Origin of the sequence: Paenibacillus maysiensis, assembly GCF_000520815.1 — a bacterium.
Taxonomy (GTDB): domain Bacteria; phylum Bacillota; class Bacilli; order Paenibacillales; family Paenibacillaceae; genus Paenibacillus; species Paenibacillus maysiensis.
In genome coordinates, this window is record NZ_ASRY01000176.1 from 49,377 (window position 1) to 67,573 (window position 18,197).

Sequence of the window (18,197 nt, forward strand, 5' to 3'; positions counted from 1 at the left end):
ACACTAAGGAGGTTACAGGGATGAACAGCCAAGCAGAGGTGCAGATTACCGGGTTTAGTGGGCGAGTGTGGGAAAAGGATCTGCTGGATTGCGGGTATCGGATTTCCTTACACAAAGCGGAGGTTGAACTCAGTCCGGGGAATGGATTCCGGTTCACGTTTTCCATGCCGGAAGACGGATTCGCAGAGCTTGATCTGCTCGCCAGATCGGACAGTGATTGGGCTGCTACAGATCGGGAATCCGCTTTCGTGCGCCTCTACCTGAACGAAGCCTATAATCAGGATGTTATTTTGTATTATGGCAGCAGTCAGGGAGTGTACACACGTTTGTTGGGGTATCTAAAAGAAGGCGATTATGAGGTGTACGCCGAATTTCGCGAGCTGGAATCGGCTCCGCTTGTATCCAGAGCGTGGATTGACGGGGTTGAACTGCGCTGTGTGGCCGATTCGTCTCCAAGATCGCTGATTTATCGTCACACCCCACTTTTATACGGTCGCAATCTGGCACATCCCTATGAGAACCGCTTTACGGATACACCGCTTGTTCTGTTCTACTCCGTGGAAGAGAATGAGGGGAAAACGGTCATTGAATACCAGATGATGTACAGCCATGAGGATGAAGGAACGCCCGCACCGCTGCTCATGAGCAAATGGGGGAGAACCACAGATATCGAATGGATGTACCGCGTCGAGCTGGATGCCGGGGGCAATGTTCTGGATGCTGTTTTCCAGGGGGCACATCATATTACGACTGCGTTTAATGGCAACTATGATCTGGGCGGGCATCCTGTTCTCCAATCCGCAACAACCAATGGAAACTTTAAGGATGACATTTCATCGGACTATCGTTTTATGCTGCCGCCTGCTTTCCAGTGGAAGCCAGAGGAAGAGCCGCGTGAAGCAGTCATGAGCCGTTTTCCTTTTGCCTATCAGGTAACTCAATGGGAGATGGAGCGTCAGCAGGAGCTGGAAATGCCGTCAAATGCGTCTTCCATTATGCTTGCCCACCAGCGCAGCTATGTATTTATCCAGACTTCAAAACGCCCCTTAAAGGATTCCAGCAGTGAATCGTCTCCAGCGTCCAAGCCGGGCTTTAACCGACGCGAGGAAGATGCCTGTGTGGATATCGAGCTTCGCCTTCACGGCTCGGAGCAGTGGTATTCATCGTGCTATCATGATCTGCGACTGGGTGATTTCAGGGCTGCTTATGAGGGTGCAGAGTCGCATTTTTCTACAACGGTCAAGTTATCTGGAGAGGCTGTGCTTGAGGATATAGCTGAAATCAGAGCCGTATTGCTGGAGGGCGGTGCGGACAGCATGGAAGTGGCTGGACTGTATGCTTTTACGCTAAACGAGGAAAACCTGCCGCAGTTTCCTGGTATTCGTACGGACCGGGTGATTGAGCTAACGCGGCTTCAACCAGCGGGTATTTTATGGGCAGCAGGCAAAGACGGGGCGGGTGCTGGCAATCATACTGTGAATCATATGGTGAACCGTACTGTGGATGACCCGACAAGTCAGGATGGAGAGTCATGAGCAGACTACTGTATGTGGAAGGAACGGTCGACAGAACCTGCACCCAGAGTCATATTACGTACTCTTTTCACATTCCACAGCCGACTGAAACGATCCGTATTCACTTCTCTTACACGCCCAAGTTATTGGAGGATCAAGAGCAAGCGCGAGAAATCATTGAGGAAAGCATGAGCAAATACGGATACGACGAGCCGGGGCATTCATCCGATCTGTGGAAGAAGTATATACCGCTGCAAAATTTATTGACGTTGTCTGTCGATGACCCTCTCCGTCACCGTGGAAATGCGCACCGTCCCGAGATGCAGCAGGAGCATTGGCTCGGTTCATCTGCGGCTTCGCCGGGATTCCTTGCAGGAGATAATCCGGCGGGCATGTGGCGGATCACCGTCAGTTTGCATGCCGTTGTGACCGAGACGCTTGCCTACCTAATTCACGTATCGGGGGAGGAAGCGGTATATGTTTAAATGGATTCCGGCTGAGCTTCATACCCATACGCTTCACAGCGACGGAAAGCAAACGCTGGAGGAGCTTGCCCAAAGCGCAAAAAATCTCGGGCTTGAATGCATCGCTATAACGGATCACAATACGCAGTCGGCACTTGCGGATCAGGAACGGGTTCAGCGACAGTTCGGTGTCCCGATCATTTCAGGGATGGAGTGGACGACCTTTTACGGGCATATGCTGACGCTGGGGGTAGAGCGCTTTATCGACTGGCGTGTGCTGGGACCGGATGACATTCATGAGGGAATCTGGCAGGTGCATGAGCAGGGAGGCATTGCCGGGCTTGCCCATCCATTCAGGATCGGAAGTCCGATCTGTACGGGGTGCTTTTGGGAGTACACCATTCAGGACTGGCATGAGGTCGATTATATTGAGGTCTGGTCGACGCTCATGCCGTCTATTAAGCGGGATAGCCAGCGGGCGTTTGCCATGTGGACGGATTTATTGAATCAGGGGTATCGCATCACTGCGGTAAGCGGTCGGGACTGGCATGTATCCAAACCGGATGATGCGCTTCCGGCTGTGACGTATCTGGGCGTTCATGATGAAACAGAACAGCAGGAGAGTCTGGCCGACCAGGCAGTGGAGGCGATCCGCCTCGGTTCGGTGTCGGTTACGATGGGGCCGTTACTGACGATGTCGGCACAAATTAATGACAGCGATAAACGGTATGGTATCGGCGAATGTGTAGAGCTGGCTGTGGAGGATTCACTGTCCGTGACGGTTCAATTGGATGTGGAAACGAGAGCGGCCCATTACAACCTTGAGCCTCAGAACCTTCGCCTTCTGCTGACAAGCGCCCAGGGGGTATGCTCCGAAACTTATATCCCTGCTCAATCAGGTGAATATACGCTATCATTACAAGATCCAACAGGAAAAGGCTGGGTGCGAGCCGAATTATATGGGTATATGGAAGATTGCGTCACGATGATTGCCTTTACAAATCCGATGTATATCACTTGAACTCAGGTCACTATAATAGAAAGGCTGGGCTTTGGACGGTGTCAACAAAACAAGAGAACATTAAGCAGCTTATAGAGGAATATATAGAGGTCAACCAAATTGAGCCGGGCGAGAGGCTGCCTTCGGAAGCTGAACTTTCCCGATTGTTCTGCGTCTCGCGTGCGACGCTACGGGGAGCCGTCCGCCAGTTGGAAACGGAAGGCAAGCTGTTGGTGAAGCACGGGAGTGGTACGTTCGCTACTTGCCCGCTGCCGAGCATTCCAAGCTCGCTGGACTGCCTGTACAGCATCGGGGACATGATCCGTTCGGCAGGGTTGCGGGAGGATGAGCAGTTGGAATCTATCAAGAGGATGACGGTATGTCCCCCTGATATTGCCGAACGAATGAGGTTTTCCGAGAATGAGCCCATGATCATTCTGGAGCGGACTCGCACAGCCGATGGAGAAGCGGTAGCCCATTCTATCAATTGGATGCCGGAGACATTGGCAGGTTCGATTTTGGAGGGTGGGTCTTTTTCGGGTTCGCTTTTTCAAAGCCTGGAACTTAAAGCCGGGGTACGAATCGTTGGCGCGTATTCGGAGCTTACCGTCCCGAGTCATGACGATGCCCATATGACGCGTCTGTTGAAGCATCCGCAGGCCACGGTGTTACTGCTCAAGCAGCTTCATTACGATGAGCTGAACAGACAGGTGTTGTATTCACTGGATTATGTCCGCAGCGACATTTTCCATTTTTGGGTGCGCCGTACGCGCTGATCCATGGAAGCATCACATCTACTATCCAATCGTGCTAGTTTTACATATTCCAAGGGTTAAAAATCGTCATATCTCGTCAATACTGATCTATATGCACTTCATGATGATACACATGGCAAGATGCGTATAAGGAGGTAACGGGATATGAGGTGGCTTGGATGGCTGCTTAAAAAAGGAATGACGGTGGTGCTGGTCAGTGCTTTAACGCTGGCGGGAACAGGTGTGGTCGTAAATGCCTATATTCAATCGCTGCTGCGGCAGTTTAACATTCAGCTGGATCATCAGCCGGTATGGGGATTGGGTTGGCTGAAGGGAAGCTCTGGTACCGATAAAAGTACAGATACGGGAAAAAACAAAGCTACGGGCGGCGGTTCGGAAAGTGTAAAACCGCCTGATGATGCTTTGCCTGTCATGGGACAGGGCTTGGAAGCGAACGGGAGCGATACGGGAGGCACGGGTACCAGTGGGGCAACGAATGGGAAAACCCCGCAGGAGGGCGGTTCTTCGTCGGCTGGTGCATCTGGCAACGCATCACAGGAACGGGCAGAAGGTACAACTACACCTGAAACGAGTATTGAAGGTCATGAGCTGGTCATTACGCCTGATAATTTGACGGAAAAGAAGAATAGCTTACCCGCAGAGCAGAAGCAGGAAATTTTTGCGATTCTGATGAATAAGCTACCGCCGGAGGAAATGCAGAAAATATCGGCCGCGATGGAAGGCGGCCTGACCGAGCAAGAGCTTCAGGATATTCAGCAGGTGCTTGCCAAATATTTGACCAAAGAGGAATACAACAAGCTGATGGGTATGCTTAAATAGACATGCTCACAATAGGACTGTGGAATCCGCGCCGGGCGCGGATTTTTTTGCGTGTCAGGAAGGATCTGGAGTGCAGTTGAATTCTTTGTAAAAGCTATGTTAAAGTAAACAGTGTCGCGAAAAGGTTAAAATTTTGAAACCTTTTACGCAACTATGCAATGAGAGATAGCGACTAATATCATAGATACTTGTAAATACAGGCTAGATTCATAGGGTGAAAGACCAATAACGAACGCATTTATATAGAGATAAGATATGCTGAAAAGGAGAGAATCATGGAGGTTTTGAAGGAGAAGCATTCACCAGACAGCAGGAATGAAGGTTTGAGCATGGAAGACAAGCCTGCTGGGGAAACGGGAAAAATAGCAAAGTGGTGGAGCGGACGGAGAAAATGGTTGAGCTGGACCGCAGGCGGTGTGGTGATTGCAGGCAGCCTTATTTTTGCGGGTAATCAATATGTCGGGGCCAATACGGTCCCTTATTATAAAGTGTATGTAAAAGGTGTCGAGGTTGGAAGCATCCTCAATGAGCAACAGCTAAAGCAATTGTATACAACGAAGAGCAAGCAATATAAGGACAAGTATCCCGGTGTGGACATGGTGCTCAATACGAGCGCGGTAACGACAGGCATCGAAAAGGCGTATAAAGTGGATATCGACAGCGGAGCAACACTGAAGAAGCTGGACGGGTTGCTGACCGCATATGCCAAAGGAGTAGAAGTAAAGGTCAACGGCCAGACGGTCGGTATTGTAAAGGATAAAGCGACTGCGCAGGCAGCTTTAAAGCAAGTGCAGAAGAAATACACACCTGCGGGTGAAGGTATGGCTACAGGCATCAAGGGACTGGTTCGCAAAACATCCGTGGGCAGCAGTCATGCAAGTACCGGTAGCAAAACCCCTAAAGCGTGGCTGGAGTCTGCCAGTATTCGCGAGAAAATTGCATACGAGCCTGTAAAAGCAGACCCGAACAAGGTGCTGACAGAGGCGGAAGCGGTTAAAGCGCTGACCGAAGCGCGTGAGGCACCTGTAACGTACACAGTGCAGGAGGGCGATTCCTTGTCGTCGATTGCGAATAAATTTAATATGACCGCTTGGGAGATTAAGCAGAACAACCCCGGCTCGCGTGAGCGGTATCTGCAAATCGGGGATGAACTGAAGCTCACGGCTCCAAAGGCTCCGGTTACGGTCCGGACGGTGGAGAAGGTCGTCGAGCAGATTGCCATTGAGCCTGAGATTGAGGTTCGCCAAAGTGACGAACTGAAAGCAGGAGTCACCAAGGTCGTCAGACCGGGACAAGCGGGCTTGAAGGAAATGGATTACCGTCTGACCAAGGAGAACGGCGAGGTTGTGCAAGAAGAATGGCTCGGTCAAAAGGTATTGCAGCCGTCTGTTACTGAGGTGGTTCTGAGAGGAACGAAGGTCGTGGGAGAAGGCTCAGGACAGTTCGCTTGGCCGGTGTCCGGCGCAACAATGTCGAGTAGTTTTGGCGCACGCTGGGGGCGTATGCATGAGGGTGTCGATTTGGTCGGTAGTCCTGACATTCACGCATCGGATGAAGGCGTAGTCACATTTGCGGGTCAACAGAATGGCTACGGCAATGTCATTATGATCGATCATCGCAACGGCTACCAAACGGTGTACGGGCATTTGAGCAGCATTGGCGTTCATGTAGGACAGGTCGTTCAACAAGGCGAGTCGATCGGGGTTATGGGGAATACAGGACGCTCGACAGGAACACATCTGCATTTTGAAATCCGTAAAAACAATACAGCACAAAATCCAATGACGTATTTAAGATAGATTTGTTGTTTATATAGAAATGTACATGATTCATGAGGATCAAGGGGAAAGACCATGTTTTTCTGCATGCTTAAAGTCAGGTGCAGGCATGGTTTTTTTTCTGCGTAAAGAAAGGGTCCGAAGAAGTAATGGAATGGCGTGTGTGTGTGATAGAATAGAATAAGCATCTTATGGATACTGACAAGCGAAAGTTCAATATAGATTACGATCCGTGAGAAGAGGTGAGCGCTGTATGCAGGGAACGATTCTGGTGGTGGATGATGAACAGCCTATCGCTGATATTTTGAAATTTAATTTGGAAAAAGAGGGCTATCAGGTGATTTGCGCCTTCGATGGAATCAGCGCGGTGGATATCGCGGTCAAGCAGCAGCCTGACCTGATTCTGCTCGACCTGATGCTGCCGGGCATGGACGGCATGGACGTGTGCCGCGAGGTGCGCGGGCATCAGCTACAGACGCCGATTATTATGCTGACTGCCAAAGACGGCGAAATCGACAAGGTGTTGGGGCTGGAACTGGGCGCAGATGATTATGTGACGAAGCCGTTCAGCACACGGGAATTGCTGGCGCGGGTGAAGGCACAGATGCGTAGACAGCAGCGCGGCGGGGCAGGCACGTCGGAAAGCCGCTCGCAGGAAGAGAAGCAGGGGCTGCGCGTGGCGGACCTCTTTTTTGATACGGATATGTATACAGCTTACAAAAACGGTACACCGCTCGATCTGACGCATCGGGAGTATGAGCTACTGTATTATATGGCGAAAAATGCCGGGAAGGTCATGACGCGGGAGCATTTGCTCCAGGCGGTATGGGGCTTCGAATACTACGGAGATGTGCGGACGGTGGATGTGACGATCCGGCGGCTGCGCGAGAAGATTGAGGAAAACCCGAGCAAGCCGGAGACGATCCTGACGCGACGTGGACTCGGATATATTATTAGCGGGGGCAAAGGTGGCCTGCGGGCATGAGATGGCTGTCTTTCTTTCGCACCATTCATGCGAAGCTGATTATTATTTATGTGCTGTTGATTTTGGTGGCGATGCAGCTAATCGGGGTCTATTTTGTCAGCTCGATGAAGAACTCTCTGACGAGTAACTTTACACAGGACTTGCAGGCACGGGCGGAAATGCTGTCCGTGCTGGCAGAACAGGATCTGAGCGGCAGTGACGGTAAAATGGAGGAAGACAGCGTAGAAAGTTTGCGTGCACGCGTGAATAATCTGTTTGATTTCAGCGGCGCAGAAATTCAGGTGCTGGATGCCAGCGGCAAGGTGCTGATTACGTCCCAAGGCTCACACGCCGATTATGTCGGACGCAAAAATACGCAGACGGTGGTCAGCCGCGCACTCCAGGGTATCCGTGACAACGAGGAATACATGGTGGACGAGGATAATGTCCGCAAGAAGGTCGTTGCCAAGCCCGTCATCAGCCAAGGCAAGATTGTCGGCGCAGTGTATATCGCTGCCTCCATGACCGAGCTGTACGATACGATGAAACGCATTAACAATGTGTTTCTATCAGGCATGCTTATTGCATTGGCGTTGACGGCTGTGCTGGGCGTGGTGCTGGCGCATACGATTACACACCCGATCAAGGTGATGACGCGTCATGCGACAGAGGTTGCCGAGGGCAAATTCGACCAGCAGATGCCTGTGTTTGGCGACGATGAGATCGGCAGGCTCAGTGTGGCCTTTAACTATATGACAGGCCGCTTGCGCGAGGCGTTGTCGCAAAATGAAGAGGAGAAGGAGAAGCTCTCCTCCATCTTGACCAACATGAGCGACGGTGTGGTCGCTACAGATGACAATGGCCGGGTTATTCTGGTCAACCGCCGAGCCAGCGCGATGCTGGGCGTGAACGAGAACGAAATGACCGGCAGACATATCGCAGTGCTGCTCGGTATCGACCCGGAGGAAACCGAGGCCCTGTACAGCGGTTCTTCGGCCTCCACGCTGTTGCAGCTGGAGCCCGCGGGTCAGGACGAGCCGATCGTTATCCGCGTGACGTTCACGCCGATTCATCGGCGGGAATTTGGCATCACGGGAACGATTGCGGTGCTTCAGGACGTGACGGAGCAGGAGGAAATGGAGACGACACGGCGGGAGTTCGTAGCGAATGTATCGCATGAGCTGCGCACCCCGTTGACGACGATCCGCAGCTATGCCGAAGCGCTGGATGACGGGGCAATGGGTGAACCGCAGCTCGCGGAGCGTTTCGTAGGTGTGATCCGCAACGAGACGGAGCGTATGATCCGGTTAGTTACGGATTTGCTGCATTTGTCGCGGCTGGATTCCAATGAAGCGCCTTTGCGGATGCAGCCTGCGGATGTGATGGAGATGCTGGACGAAGTCGCGGATCGGTTTTCTTTTCAAATGAAGCAAAAGAATATCCGGTCTGGAATGTTCGTGGAGCAGGGGGTCGGCAAGGTCGTGATTGACCGGGATCAAATTGAGCAGGTGTTGGACAATCTGATGTCCAATGCTTTGAAATATACGCCGGAGGGCGGAAATATTCGGATTGAAGCTCGCCGTAATAGCGAGGGAATGCTGGCTATTTCGGTACAGGATACCGGGATAGGGATTCCCAAAAAGGATTTGGACCGGATTTTTGAACGGTTTTACCGTGTGGACAAGGCCAGATCGCGCAATATGGGTGGCACAGGCTTGGGGCTATCGATTGCCCGGGAAATTGTAAAGGCGCATGGGGGCCAGATTTTTCTGGAGTCAGAATACGGTCAGGGAACCTGTACGACCTTTACACTACCCATGTCGGGTGAAGGGAGGGAAGCACAGTGAAGGAACGTTTGAAGTCATGGGCGCTTATTTTGCTGGTTGCTTCCAGCCTCGTACAGAGTTATTTTCTGATTTATCGCCTTCCGGGCAGTGATTCTGTACTTACTTCGGAGACGAATTATGTCAAAACCGAGAGCATGGGACAGGAGAAAAGGATTGAAAATCTCGTGTTTCCCGATAAAATGCTGATTCACCAAGGGCAAAACAAGCATACCGTTTTTTATCCGGGCGTTGCTTTCTATGATTTGATTTTTACACGGCTGGAAAGCCGGAGCTTTAACAGCTTTCAACGTCGGAGTATCCATTCGGCGGATTGGGCGCGGATTCGCAGCGAGAATGAGGGCATGGAGCTGTCCTTTTCGGGGGGCGTTCCTGTTTCACTGCTGGAGAGGGTCATGCGTCTGACGCCGGATTCTGTATTTCAGGGAGAGACGATTAACCGTATCTGGATCTATATAGATGAGAAAAATGCCAAGCCGCATGCTCTCTTTTTCAGTGCCAGAGGCGATGTGGTGTATGAGGCGAATCAGTTCGATATGACGGTGGAGGATATCCGGCAGCATGTGAATTTCGGTAAAAATGCCCCGTTGTACGAGCTGGTGGATAATCAGTATTACATTCCCGCAGATAACCTGGAGACGGTGCAGCCCGTGGTATATGCCGGGTTGTTCACGACAGAGCAGATGCAACGGAATTTGTTTTTCGATCCAGGGATTACACGTAATATCCAGGAGAAGGATGGTTCCCAAATTTATACAGACAGCAAGCGCAGTCTGCAAATCAAGCAGGATCAGCGATGGATGAGCTATACCGATCCCAGCGCCCCGGGAGCGAGCGGAAGCAGCCCGATTAGGGATGTGTTGGCCGCGGTTGATTTTGTAAATCAACATGGCGGTTGGGATGCTTCTTATCAACTGAAAATCAGAAGCAGCAATGAAGATCGTACAAGCGTGCTGTTTCAGCAGTATTACGGGGCTTATCCGGTGCTGGACACGCCATCCTTCCGGTTTGGCACGATTTTGTTGGAAATCCAGCAGGAAACGGCATCCGTCTATGATCGTTCGCTGTTGTATCTGAAGGGCGGCGAACAATCCTCGAAAAAGGTTATGCTTCCAGGCGGCGAAACCTTGAAGAAGCAGTTGGAGGCTGTAGCCAAAGGGAAAACGATTAGAAATCTGACCCCTGTATATCAGCCGGAGTTGATCAATGATGGGTTAAAGCTCATTCCCGAGTGGCGGGTTACGTTGGGCGATGGTTCAGTGGCAGAGATTCACGCTGTGGCCATAACAGCGACAACGTCGAGTACACCGCAAACACAGCAATCTCAGGAGTCAAAGAAGTGACCATATAGGCTTATGGCAGAAAGGGGGAACGGGAATGGATTGGAGCCGCGCGAAAAACGTACTGATCTGTACATTTTTGCTGCTCAATGTAGTGCTGGGGCGCCAGTTGTGGAATGATGCGCAGGAAACGGCAGGGCCGAATTTGGATTTTACTTCATTGGATGAAAATACGCAGCGTTTAATGGAAGAAAAGAGCATTCAGGTGCTGGCTCCGATTCCCGGAGATACCCCGCAGCTGCCCAAGCTTTCCTATACGTATGTTCATAGTGGGAAAAAGGATGATCGCGTGCAACTGGTAAAGCCGGTAGACAGCAAGCTTGTATTCACTCACGATTCGCTGGTTGAGGCATTACAGCCGCAAATCAAGGATATCGACAACTACCAGTATGATCCACTGGATGTACAGGAGGAGCCGGCATCCGGACAGACGGACGCTTTTGTGCTGCATCCGTTGGTACAGGATAAATGGCCGCTGTTTAATGTGAAGCTGGCTCTGTTTTACAGCAATCAGAAGATTACAGGATATCGCAAAATTCAGGTTGAACTCCAGCCCTCGGATGAAGCGAAGAAAATGCTGCCCGCATCCAAGGCGCTGGCACGGTTGATTGACAGTTATTTGCCGCGTGATGCGATTGTGAAGGATATTCGGCTTGGTTATTACGGACAAACCTTTAACTCGGATAGCCAGGTAGCTGCGCCTGTATGGCGGTTTATGCTGGATAACGGGCAAGGCGTGTATTACGTGCAGATGAATGGAGATGTCATAAGTCCAAAGACAGAACAAACAGAAGGGTCTTGAACAGATATGGGGATTTCATTTACCGTGCTGTCGAGCGGTTCGACCGGCAACGCCACCGTTGTCCGGAACGAAGACACGACATTACTCATCGACGCAGGTCTCAGCGCGAAGCGTATTGATGAATTGCTAAAGGAACGCGATCTGAGCGGAGAAGAGTTGGATGGTATTTTGGTCACACATGAGCATTCCGATCATGTTAAAGGACTAGGCGCCATGGCGCGTAAATATAATTTACCTGTGTACGCGAATGAGAAGACATGGTTTGCCATCAGTAATGCCGTTGGTCAGATTGCGGACGATAACCGCAGAATATTGGAGACAGGCGGCACACGGGAATTTGAATCGTTGCGCGTAGAGTCTTTTGGCATATCCCATGATGCGGCTGAGCCGGTAGGCTATAGCTTTTACGATGGGGCAGAGAAGCTCAGTGTAGCCACTGATCTCGGCTATGTCAGCGACAAGGTGAAGCAGGCCATTTCAGACGCAGATGTATTGGTACTGGAGTCTAATCATGATGTGGAAATGCTGCGCATGGGACGTTATCCATGGAATATCAAGCGTCGTATTCTCAGCGATATCGGTCACTTATCCAATGAAATGGCGGGCGCGATCCTTAGCGAGCTGCTGACGGGACGGACGAAGCGAACGTATTTGGCGCATTTGAGCCGCGACCACAATATGATGGAGCTGGCAAAGCTGACCGTGCGCGGAGCAATGGAAGATCGCGGCTGCTTTTACAAGGACAGTGAGTTCCGATTGTGCGATACGTATTATGACCGTCCTACACCGTGGGATAAGGTAAGTGAGCCATAAAGCTGTCCAGCTCGGCGGCTTTGCGTTCTACCTCTTCGCGGGTCACAATGCCTTTGTCCACCAATAGCTCAATGAGTGTACTTAACGCCAAAGTGTTGCGGTAATGCTCGTCTTTCAGATCCGCAAGCTTGGCAGCCATACGAACTTCATCCATAGCTGAGCGATGTTGATTCATCATACATTCCTCCTGTTAAAATATTTGAAAAATGGCGTGTGATCAGCTTGGTTTTGCCGGGTGCTGTGATACAATAAAGCTAACAACTGAAAGCTTTCTGAAAGAAGGCTTGTATCGGAAGCATAAGCTGTTACAAGCGAACGGGAACAGGCCAGAACGTCTCTATGAGACGATCATTTTGTAATAGAATAGAAGACTTGTTACTATTGTAGTCAACTGATTTGGAAATCATTCCTCCTTTTTCCTCTATTCGGAGTGGGATGCGACGTGTATGCTGGTTTATGAGATCAGGATGCTTAGGGAGGCCCCATTTGTGGTGATTAATAAGTAGGCTGAAATGAGCGGTTGTTTCGGTCATGGGGGATATTCAATCCATTTTGGCGTTCAAACGGAGCGAGTCTCTGTAGCATAGGTTGGCGCAAGCCCGAATAGCCCTAATTTTTTAGTGAGTGTCGGTGCATGACAACGAAGGGGAGAGGATTAGCATGGGCTTGTTTGATGACGATTTTTATTCAACGAGGGTATCCACGCGTGCGGCCAAAAAAAAGGCATTCAAGGCACGTCGTGGAGGACAGGGACGATGGCCGTACAGGAACTGGGGCGTGAGTCCGGTGCAGGCTGCTGTCATTAGCGGTGCAGTCAGTGCAGTAGTTGCGGTGCTCCTGTTCAGCTTTATTACAGGTCTGCCCTCCACTACAGCGGTAACCGGAGCAAGTCATTATCCCATGCGCCAAGCGGCGGGTGACCCGTATGACCGGATTGTGCAGGCGGCAGCCAAGGTGCGTCCGGCCGTCGTCAGCATCGTGAACCTGAAAGGGGGAGACGGTCATAGCGCAGAGCCGTCGGCGCTTGGATCGGGTGTTATTTTCCGGCTAACCTCCGGCAAAGCCTTTATTATGACTAACAATCATGTGATTGAAGGCTCGGATGATCTGGAGATTGTAACTGTGGATGGTGTCAAAAAAGAGGCGAAGCTGATCGGCAAGGATCGCATTAGCGATATCGCAGTGCTGGCGGTAGACAATAAGGGCATTAGCACGATAGCGGATATCGGTGATTCCAGTAAGCTTCGTCTGGGCGAGACCGTGATTGCCATTGGTAATCCGCTTGGCTTGGGCGATACGCTCACCTCAGGCATTGTGAGCTATACGAATCGGATTATTCCCATTTCCATTAATCAGGATGGCGTATATGACTGGGAGCAGCATGTCATCCAGACCGATGCAGCGATTAATGAAGGAAACAGCGGCGGTGCGCTGGTCGATCTGGACGGACGTGTGATAGGCATCAATACGATGAAAATTGCTGATACCGGTGTGGAAGGACTCGGCTTCGCCATTCCCGCCAATGAGGTCATGAAGACGGTGAATGAACTGGTTGAGGACGGCAAGATTACCCGTCCTTATCTGGGAGTATACACAGTTGACCTCAATAATGAGTATGCCCCGCTGGATGAAACACAGCGCAAGGAACTCAAGTTGCCTGACACTGTAAAGGACGGAGCGGTTGTTCTGGAGGCGCACGGCCCTGCCGAGGAGGCAGGCTTGAAGCTGAACGATGTCATTACCGCGTTCGATATTGAACCGATTAACTCCACGCTTGATTTGCGTCGCTACTTGTATGATAACAAGAAGATTGGCGACGAGCTGAAAGTTACCTTTTACCGGGCAGGCAAGGAAGAATCCGTGACGTTGAAATTAACGGATAAGCCGGACGGCTAAGGTATAATTTATAGGCATAACTATAAAAAAGGGCGTTCTCCGGATCATTTTCCGGGAACGCCTTTTCAGTTTGTCGGTTGTATTTTAGGTTAGGATGCCGTTCCCGTTACACGGGTTCCGCTCTTGGTAATTTTGTATGTTACCACATCACCGCTCCAGAAATGGAACTTCAGCGTGACTTCACCATCCTTCACACTGTTAAAAAATTCAGGTAGCAGCTTGATGCCATTCGCATCATACGCAGGGGCAAAGGTGTTGCCAAATTCCTTATACGGTGTCCAATCCTGCGGACCGGCATTGCCGCCATTGGTATAAACAGCTTCCATTGTGGCAAGCTGGCTGCCACGGAAGTCCGTTGGAATGGTAAAGGTTTGCGTAGTGCCCTCGGTAGCGCTTAATTTTGGTGTATCATACACGACTACTTTAAAATTCCAGTCTGCCCCCTTATTAAACTTGGCGTTAATTACTGCATTCTCACCATATTTACCGGAAGTGGTTAGGCTGGTGAGCAAGCTGGCCTTCAAGGTTAATGTATCTCCGCTCAGTGTGTAGTCGGTGCCAAGTTTCAGTTGCTTGTTGTTGGCGGTTAGTGTGCTCAACTGATTGCCGTTCAGGTTTAAAGTGACCGTGGCATCCTGAACGGAAGTGCCTTTCTTCAAGTGAATGAGGTCACTGACTGCATTGGAGGAACGTCCTTTTAAGCTGGATTTCATGACATTGAAGAGTTCAGGATCGGACCACTTGTATGTTGTGCGGTTAAAATGCTGGCCATTATCCCAGAGGATGCCTGTTAATTTTTTCTCTTTCATATAATAGGTCAAAAACTCAAAGAATTTCAGCTTTTCGCCTTGTTCAATAACGCCTGTATTTTTATCGAAGCCGAGCAGGCCGTATTCACCGACGATGACCGGGATGCCCTTGGCTACAAATGTGTTATAGGCGTTATCAAAGGTTTGAATAATATCGTTTTTGGTATCCTTCTCAAATGTAGTATATCCGGCAATATTCACACTAAAAGGCCAATAGCCATAATAGTGGACAGTCGCAATCAGGTTGGGATCGTTCAGCTTGGTTATCGTGTTGTACAGCTCGTTGATTTTGTTCTGGGCAGGTGAAGTATCCAAGCCGGGCAGAACAAGTGGGCGGGTTCCATTATTACCGCCAGAGGCGCGGACAATTTTGTGGAAGGAAACATTCAGTTCTTGGAGCATCTGTTTCATTTTCGCTTCGTCTGTCGTCCTGCCTTCGGAGAAACGGGGTTCATTAATGCTTTCGAACATCAGCTTGTTAGGCTGATCTTTAAAGCGATTGGCAATTTGTGTCCATAATGCGTTATAACGAGCCAGTACTTCATCATGCTTGGGCTCCATACTGCTGACCCACAGCCATGAATCATGATGGACATTAATCATGACGTACAGATTGGCATCCAGTGCCCAGCGAACAACCTCATCCACACGGTTCATGTAGGCAGAGTCAACGGTATAATTCGGTGCTGCTCCTATGTGTTTATCCCAGGTGACGGGAATACGGATACTTTTGTATCCTTGGGCAGCAATTTGTTGGATCAGTGCCTGAGTAATGCGTGGATTGCCCCAGGCAGTCTCATCTGCCCCGACAGCATCCAGAGAATTGCCCAGATTCCATCCGGGCTGCATGGCTTCGACATACGATTGCATACTGCTGGCTGCGGTGGCTTGTGGTGCTTGTCCTTCAGATTCAGCAGCGGTGGCAACGGACGCGAACGTGGATAACAACAGGGTGATGGCAAGGGTCAGCGACAGCAATGAAACGTGTCTTCGTTTTAACATAACAGGCAGGCCCCTTTACAAAGTTATTTTTGAAAGCGTTTTCCAATAAAAGACTATCATACTATTTCAGTAAGGAATACCTGTAAAATTCATGTAAAAATCATGTGTAAATTAGATATTTTATCATCGTAAACGTTATTATTAATAATAAGAGGGAATTTTAGTAAAATTTATTGTCCTACTGGGAAAGTAGATTAGCGCGGTTTAGTCAGTACAGAAGGGAGAATGAACTGGATATGAACAAGCGGGATACCGAAGCCGTCGGCAGAGATGCTGGAGCGATATCCCGATTTCCGCGAGGACCTGAACGTCAGTAATTTCCTCATTTTTAAAACCAGACGACAGGGATAGGAATCAAGCCCTTTTCTTTCCGCGTTAAGTGTGGTAGAACAAAAGAAGGCGTTTGTAACAGACACCAAACAACTGGAAGAGCTTCATACGGAAAGGGATGCAACTGGGATGTACGTGGTATGTAAAGAGCATGTGGAACTGGCAATTGATATGTTCGTCGATGAATACGAGGATGCACCGGATGTCGTCGATCTCAAGGAAACGAAATTTTCGGATTGGGACCCTCCAGTGAAGTGCAAGGAATGTGAGCAGAAAGCGGAATTTTTAGTCGTCTAAAAAACAAGCACGGGCGTTTCGGGTAGAAACGTCCTTTTTGTATACCAGGATTTTTGCAAAATCCTCATGCATAGAGCTATATTTATTCCCAACACGTGCAGAGACAGGAGTGAACGATGGATGGACCCCTTGCTGCATTCACTGTTTCGTCCGATTCAGGTCAATGGAAGTGATTCTTCCACAACCTATATCGAAAAAAGGCCGTCTGCTGCGCTTAGGGCTTACGTGGCTTGCTATTGGGAGTCCGGTCCGTCTACTAGAGAAGTAGAGGGAGGTCTAGCCGTTTCGTGTGAAGACGCAGCTTCATCATGCTGGCTGGAGGAAGAAGCGGTGGATCGGGTATTACCTGACGGCTGCACGGATATTCTATTAGAATACGACCCGAGCAGTCAGCGTTATGATCTGTCGTACTGCGGGACGTTTACACATCCGTTCGTGTCTGCCAGACAAGCAGGTACCGAGACACGCATTTTTGCTGTGCGATTTTTTCCGGGCGGGGCACATTATTTTCACAGCATGCCGACTCATTTATTTACAGGTGGCCATTTTCGCTTGGAAGATATCTGGCCCGAAAGTATCGCGGTCATAGGTGAGCGTATTTTTGAGGCGCAGGATTTCAATGAACGGGTGCGGATGATGGACGAGTATCTGAACCAGCTTATACTGCGCCAAGGGACGAACGATTGTGAACTGATGAAAAACCTGCTGCATCGTATCTTTGTAAGTAGTGGGAGTATGAGTGTTAAAGAGCTAGCAGAGCGCGAAGCGATCAGTGAAAGACAGATCAACCGCAAGTTTGAGCAATGGATCGGGATCAGCCCCAAAAAGTTCAGTGAAGTCGTCCGCTTCCAGAGCGTTCTGCAAAGTATTCAAAGCGGTGGCCCTCTGGATTGGACGGAGCTTGCGTTGGAGTATAGCTTTTTTGATCAAGCCCATCTAAACCGTGATTTTCGCAGATTCTATGGCGATTCTCCGCTTACTGCGGCAAGGGATTTTCGAAAGTTGTCCGATTTTTACAATACACGTCCTGAGGCTTCCATTATATTCAAAACATGAAGAAGAATGACGAAGGAGAGATGAGCGCATGAGTGGAACGCTACAAATTCGGGAACATTTGCTGAATGAGCTGGAGACTGGAGTACGAACAGGAGAAGCCCTGATCCGTAAAATACGTCCAGAGGATTGGAGCTTTCGTCCACAGGACAATTTCCGCTCACTTTTGGAGCTAGTGCATCATTTTGTACTCATTCCTGCTTCGGATCTTGCCATTATGCATCAGGAGAAGTCTGAGGGTGAAGTGGGAAGCCTTGAAAATAGCCTGTCCGGGGTGGAAGATCCCGAACGTTTGGCTGTAAGTTTCAGGGAGAATTTTGAGGCGTATAAAGCTTACATTCTTTCGCTTAGCGAAGACGATTATTTGAATCGTTCGACCAAAGCTTTTTATATGGAGCATGGACATGTGCAAGTCCAATGGCAGATCGAGACCGTGACACATGTGTTCCATCACCGTTCGCAGATTTACAATTATCTGAAGCAATTGGGGCATGAAGTGAGCTTTTTTATGTTGTACGCTTGAGTGTTTTTTATAAAAGATTTGGAGGGCACCTGTGCGGTGCTCTTTTTTTGGTTGTAATCAAGCTTTTCCGGGGTGGAATGGCCTTACTCAAACGCGCGTGAAACTTCTTTACTAACTCGTCTGAGAATCCCATTTGATCTTCATTCAATCTGCTGGTCAATGCTACAAACTCA

17 protein-coding genes and 1 pseudogene are annotated in these 18,197 nt (G+C 49.9%); 16 read left to right on the forward strand and 2 right to left on the reverse strand.

Going from position 1 to position 18,197, the window contains the following annotated elements; translation table 11 throughout:
• Window positions 1-20: 20 nt before the first annotated feature.
• From L696_RS0111270 to L696_RS0111320, 11 genes are all read left to right on the forward strand, one after another.
• Window positions 21-1,535: a hypothetical protein gene (locus L696_RS0111270; RefSeq protein ID WP_025683716.1), complete on the forward strand. Its 1,515-nt coding sequence runs from the start codon at window positions 21-23 to the stop codon at window positions 1,533-1,535.
• Complete coding sequence (locus L696_RS0111275) at window positions 1,532-1,999, forward strand: hypothetical protein (RefSeq protein WP_025683717.1); 468 nt, start codon at window positions 1,532-1,534, stop codon at window positions 1,997-1,999. Before L696_RS0111270 ends, L696_RS0111275 begins: the two co-directional genes overlap by 4 nt.
• Window positions 1,992-2,999, forward strand: a complete 1,008-nt coding sequence (locus L696_RS0111280) for a CehA/McbA family metallohydrolase (RefSeq protein WP_025683718.1) — start codon at window positions 1,992-1,994, stop codon at window positions 2,997-2,999. The genes L696_RS0111275 and L696_RS0111280 overlap by 8 nt, the downstream gene beginning before the upstream one ends.
• 38 nt (window positions 3,000-3,037) lie before the next feature.
• Window positions 3,038-3,754, forward strand: coding sequence for a GntR family transcriptional regulator (locus L696_RS0111285; RefSeq protein ID WP_025683719.1), 717 nt, complete (start codon window positions 3,038-3,040; stop codon window positions 3,752-3,754).
• A gap of 144 nt (window positions 3,755-3,898) precedes the next feature.
• Window positions 3,899-4,573, forward strand: a complete 675-nt coding sequence (locus L696_RS0111290) for a hypothetical protein (protein WP_025683720.1) — start codon at window positions 3,899-3,901, stop codon at window positions 4,571-4,573.
• Window positions 4,574-4,848: 275 nt separating this feature from the next.
• Complete coding sequence (locus L696_RS0111295) at window positions 4,849-6,372, forward strand: M23 family metallopeptidase (protein ID WP_025683721.1); 1,524 nt, start codon at window positions 4,849-4,851, stop codon at window positions 6,370-6,372.
• A gap of 232 nt (window positions 6,373-6,604) precedes the next feature.
• The gene (yycF, locus tag L696_RS0111300; protein WP_014278963.1) at window positions 6,605-7,336 is read left to right on the forward strand and encodes a response regulator YycF; all 732 of its coding nucleotides are present in this window, start codon (window positions 6,605-6,607) and stop codon (window positions 7,334-7,336) included.
• 71 nt (window positions 7,337-7,407) lie between these two features.
• On the forward strand, window positions 7,408-9,162 hold the full coding sequence (gene walK / locus L696_RS0111305; RefSeq protein ID WP_425339316.1) for a cell wall metabolism sensor histidine kinase WalK: 1,755 nt from the start codon (window positions 7,408-7,410) through the stop codon (window positions 9,160-9,162).
• Entirely contained in the window at window positions 9,159-10,502 is a 1,344-nt protein-coding gene (locus L696_RS0111310) for a YycH family regulatory protein (RefSeq protein ID WP_025683723.1), read from the forward strand. Before walK ends, L696_RS0111310 begins: the two co-directional genes overlap by 4 nt.
• A gap of 34 nt (window positions 10,503-10,536) precedes the next feature.
• Window positions 10,537-11,301, forward strand: a complete 765-nt coding sequence (gene yycI / locus L696_RS0111315) for a two-component system regulatory protein YycI (RefSeq protein WP_025683724.1) — start codon at window positions 10,537-10,539, stop codon at window positions 11,299-11,301.
• 6 nt (window positions 11,302-11,307) lie between these two features.
• Window positions 11,308-12,114, forward strand: coding sequence for an MBL fold metallo-hydrolase (locus L696_RS0111320; protein ID WP_025683725.1), 807 nt, complete (start codon window positions 11,308-11,310; stop codon window positions 12,112-12,114).
• Here the strand turns inward: L696_RS0111320 and L696_RS0111325 are convergent.
• A complete protein-coding gene (locus L696_RS0111325; protein ID WP_014278958.1) occupies window positions 12,083-12,289 on the reverse strand; it encodes a hypothetical protein in 207 nt (68 codons plus the stop codon). The two genes, L696_RS0111320 and L696_RS0111325, sit on opposite strands and share 32 nt — an antisense overlap.
• Window positions 12,290-12,774: 485 nt before the next feature.
• Between L696_RS0111325 and L696_RS0111330 the strand changes: the two genes are divergently transcribed.
• Window positions 12,775-14,010, forward strand: coding sequence for a S1C family serine protease (locus L696_RS0111330; RefSeq protein WP_025683726.1), 1,236 nt, complete (start codon window positions 12,775-12,777; stop codon window positions 14,008-14,010).
• Window positions 14,011-14,099: 89 nt separating this feature from the next.
• Here the strand turns inward: L696_RS0111330 and L696_RS0111335 are convergent, their stop codons facing one another.
• A complete protein-coding gene (locus L696_RS0111335) occupies window positions 14,100-15,821 on the reverse strand; it encodes a cellulase family glycosylhydrolase (RefSeq protein WP_025683727.1) in 1,722 nt (573 codons plus the stop codon).
• A 252-nt stretch (window positions 15,822-16,073) separates the two neighbouring features.
• On the opposite strand from L696_RS0111335, the pseudogene L696_RS32505 reads away from it, so the two are divergent.
• From L696_RS32505 to L696_RS0111350, 4 genes and pseudogenes are all read left to right on the forward strand, one after another.
• Window positions 16,074-16,172: pseudogene (locus tag L696_RS32505) on the forward strand (SAM-dependent methyltransferase); the annotation flags it as partial.
• A gap of 108 nt (window positions 16,173-16,280) precedes the next feature.
• Complete coding sequence (locus L696_RS28540; RefSeq protein WP_081750721.1) at window positions 16,281-16,448, forward strand: CxxH/CxxC protein; 168 nt, start codon at window positions 16,281-16,283, stop codon at window positions 16,446-16,448.
• Window positions 16,449-16,568: 120 nt separating this feature from the next.
• Window positions 16,569-17,504, forward strand: a complete 936-nt coding sequence (locus L696_RS0111345; RefSeq protein WP_025683728.1) for a helix-turn-helix domain-containing protein — start codon at window positions 16,569-16,571, stop codon at window positions 17,502-17,504.
• Window positions 17,505-17,532: 28 nt separating this feature from the next.
• Window positions 17,533-18,024, forward strand: a complete 492-nt coding sequence (locus tag L696_RS0111350) for a DinB family protein (RefSeq protein WP_025683729.1) — start codon at window positions 17,533-17,535, stop codon at window positions 18,022-18,024.
• The last annotated feature ends 173 nt before the right edge of the window (window positions 18,025-18,197 follow it).

What these genes read in the sequence shown, in the direction of transcription:
- yycI (WP_025683724.1), top strand. Translation starts at nt 10,537, where the DNA reads ATGGATTGGAGCCGCGCGAAAAACGTACTGATCTGTACATTTTTGCTG.
- L696_RS0111290 (WP_025683720.1), top strand. Translation starts at nt 3,899, where the DNA reads ATGAGGTGGCTTGGATGGCTGCTTAAAAAAGGAATGACGGTGGTGCTG.
- L696_RS28540 (WP_081750721.1), top strand. Translation starts at nt 16,281, where the DNA reads ATGTACGTGGTATGTAAAGAGCATGTGGAACTGGCAATTGATATGTTC.
- L696_RS0111295 (WP_025683721.1), top strand. Translation starts at nt 4,849, where the DNA reads ATGGAGGTTTTGAAGGAGAAGCATTCACCAGACAGCAGGAATGAAGGT.
- L696_RS0111320 (WP_025683725.1), top strand. Translation starts at nt 11,308, where the DNA reads ATGGGGATTTCATTTACCGTGCTGTCGAGCGGTTCGACCGGCAACGCC.
- walK (WP_425339316.1), top strand. Translation starts at nt 7,408, where the DNA reads ATGCAGCTAATCGGGGTCTATTTTGTCAGCTCGATGAAGAACTCTCTG.
- L696_RS0111325 (WP_014278958.1), bottom strand. Translation starts at nt 12,289, where the DNA reads ATGAATCAACATCGCTCAGCTATGGATGAAGTTCGTATGGCTGCCAAG.
- L696_RS0111270 (WP_025683716.1), top strand. Translation starts at nt 21, where the DNA reads ATGAACAGCCAAGCAGAGGTGCAGATTACCGGGTTTAGTGGGCGAGTG.
- L696_RS0111280 (WP_025683718.1), top strand. Translation starts at nt 1,992, where the DNA reads ATGTTTAAATGGATTCCGGCTGAGCTTCATACCCATACGCTTCACAGC.
- L696_RS0111330 (WP_025683726.1), top strand. Translation starts at nt 12,775, where the DNA reads ATGGGCTTGTTTGATGACGATTTTTATTCAACGAGGGTATCCACGCGT.
- L696_RS0111345 (WP_025683728.1), top strand. Translation starts at nt 16,569, where the DNA reads ATGGACCCCTTGCTGCATTCACTGTTTCGTCCGATTCAGGTCAATGGA.
- L696_RS0111350 (WP_025683729.1), top strand. Translation starts at nt 17,533, where the DNA reads ATGAGTGGAACGCTACAAATTCGGGAACATTTGCTGAATGAGCTGGAG.
- L696_RS0111275 (WP_025683717.1), top strand. Translation starts at nt 1,532, where the DNA reads ATGAGCAGACTACTGTATGTGGAAGGAACGGTCGACAGAACCTGCACC.
- L696_RS0111335 (WP_025683727.1), bottom strand. Translation starts at nt 15,821, where the DNA reads ATGTTAAAACGAAGACACGTTTCATTGCTGTCGCTGACCCTTGCCATC.
- yycF (WP_014278963.1), top strand. Translation starts at nt 6,605, where the DNA reads ATGCAGGGAACGATTCTGGTGGTGGATGATGAACAGCCTATCGCTGAT.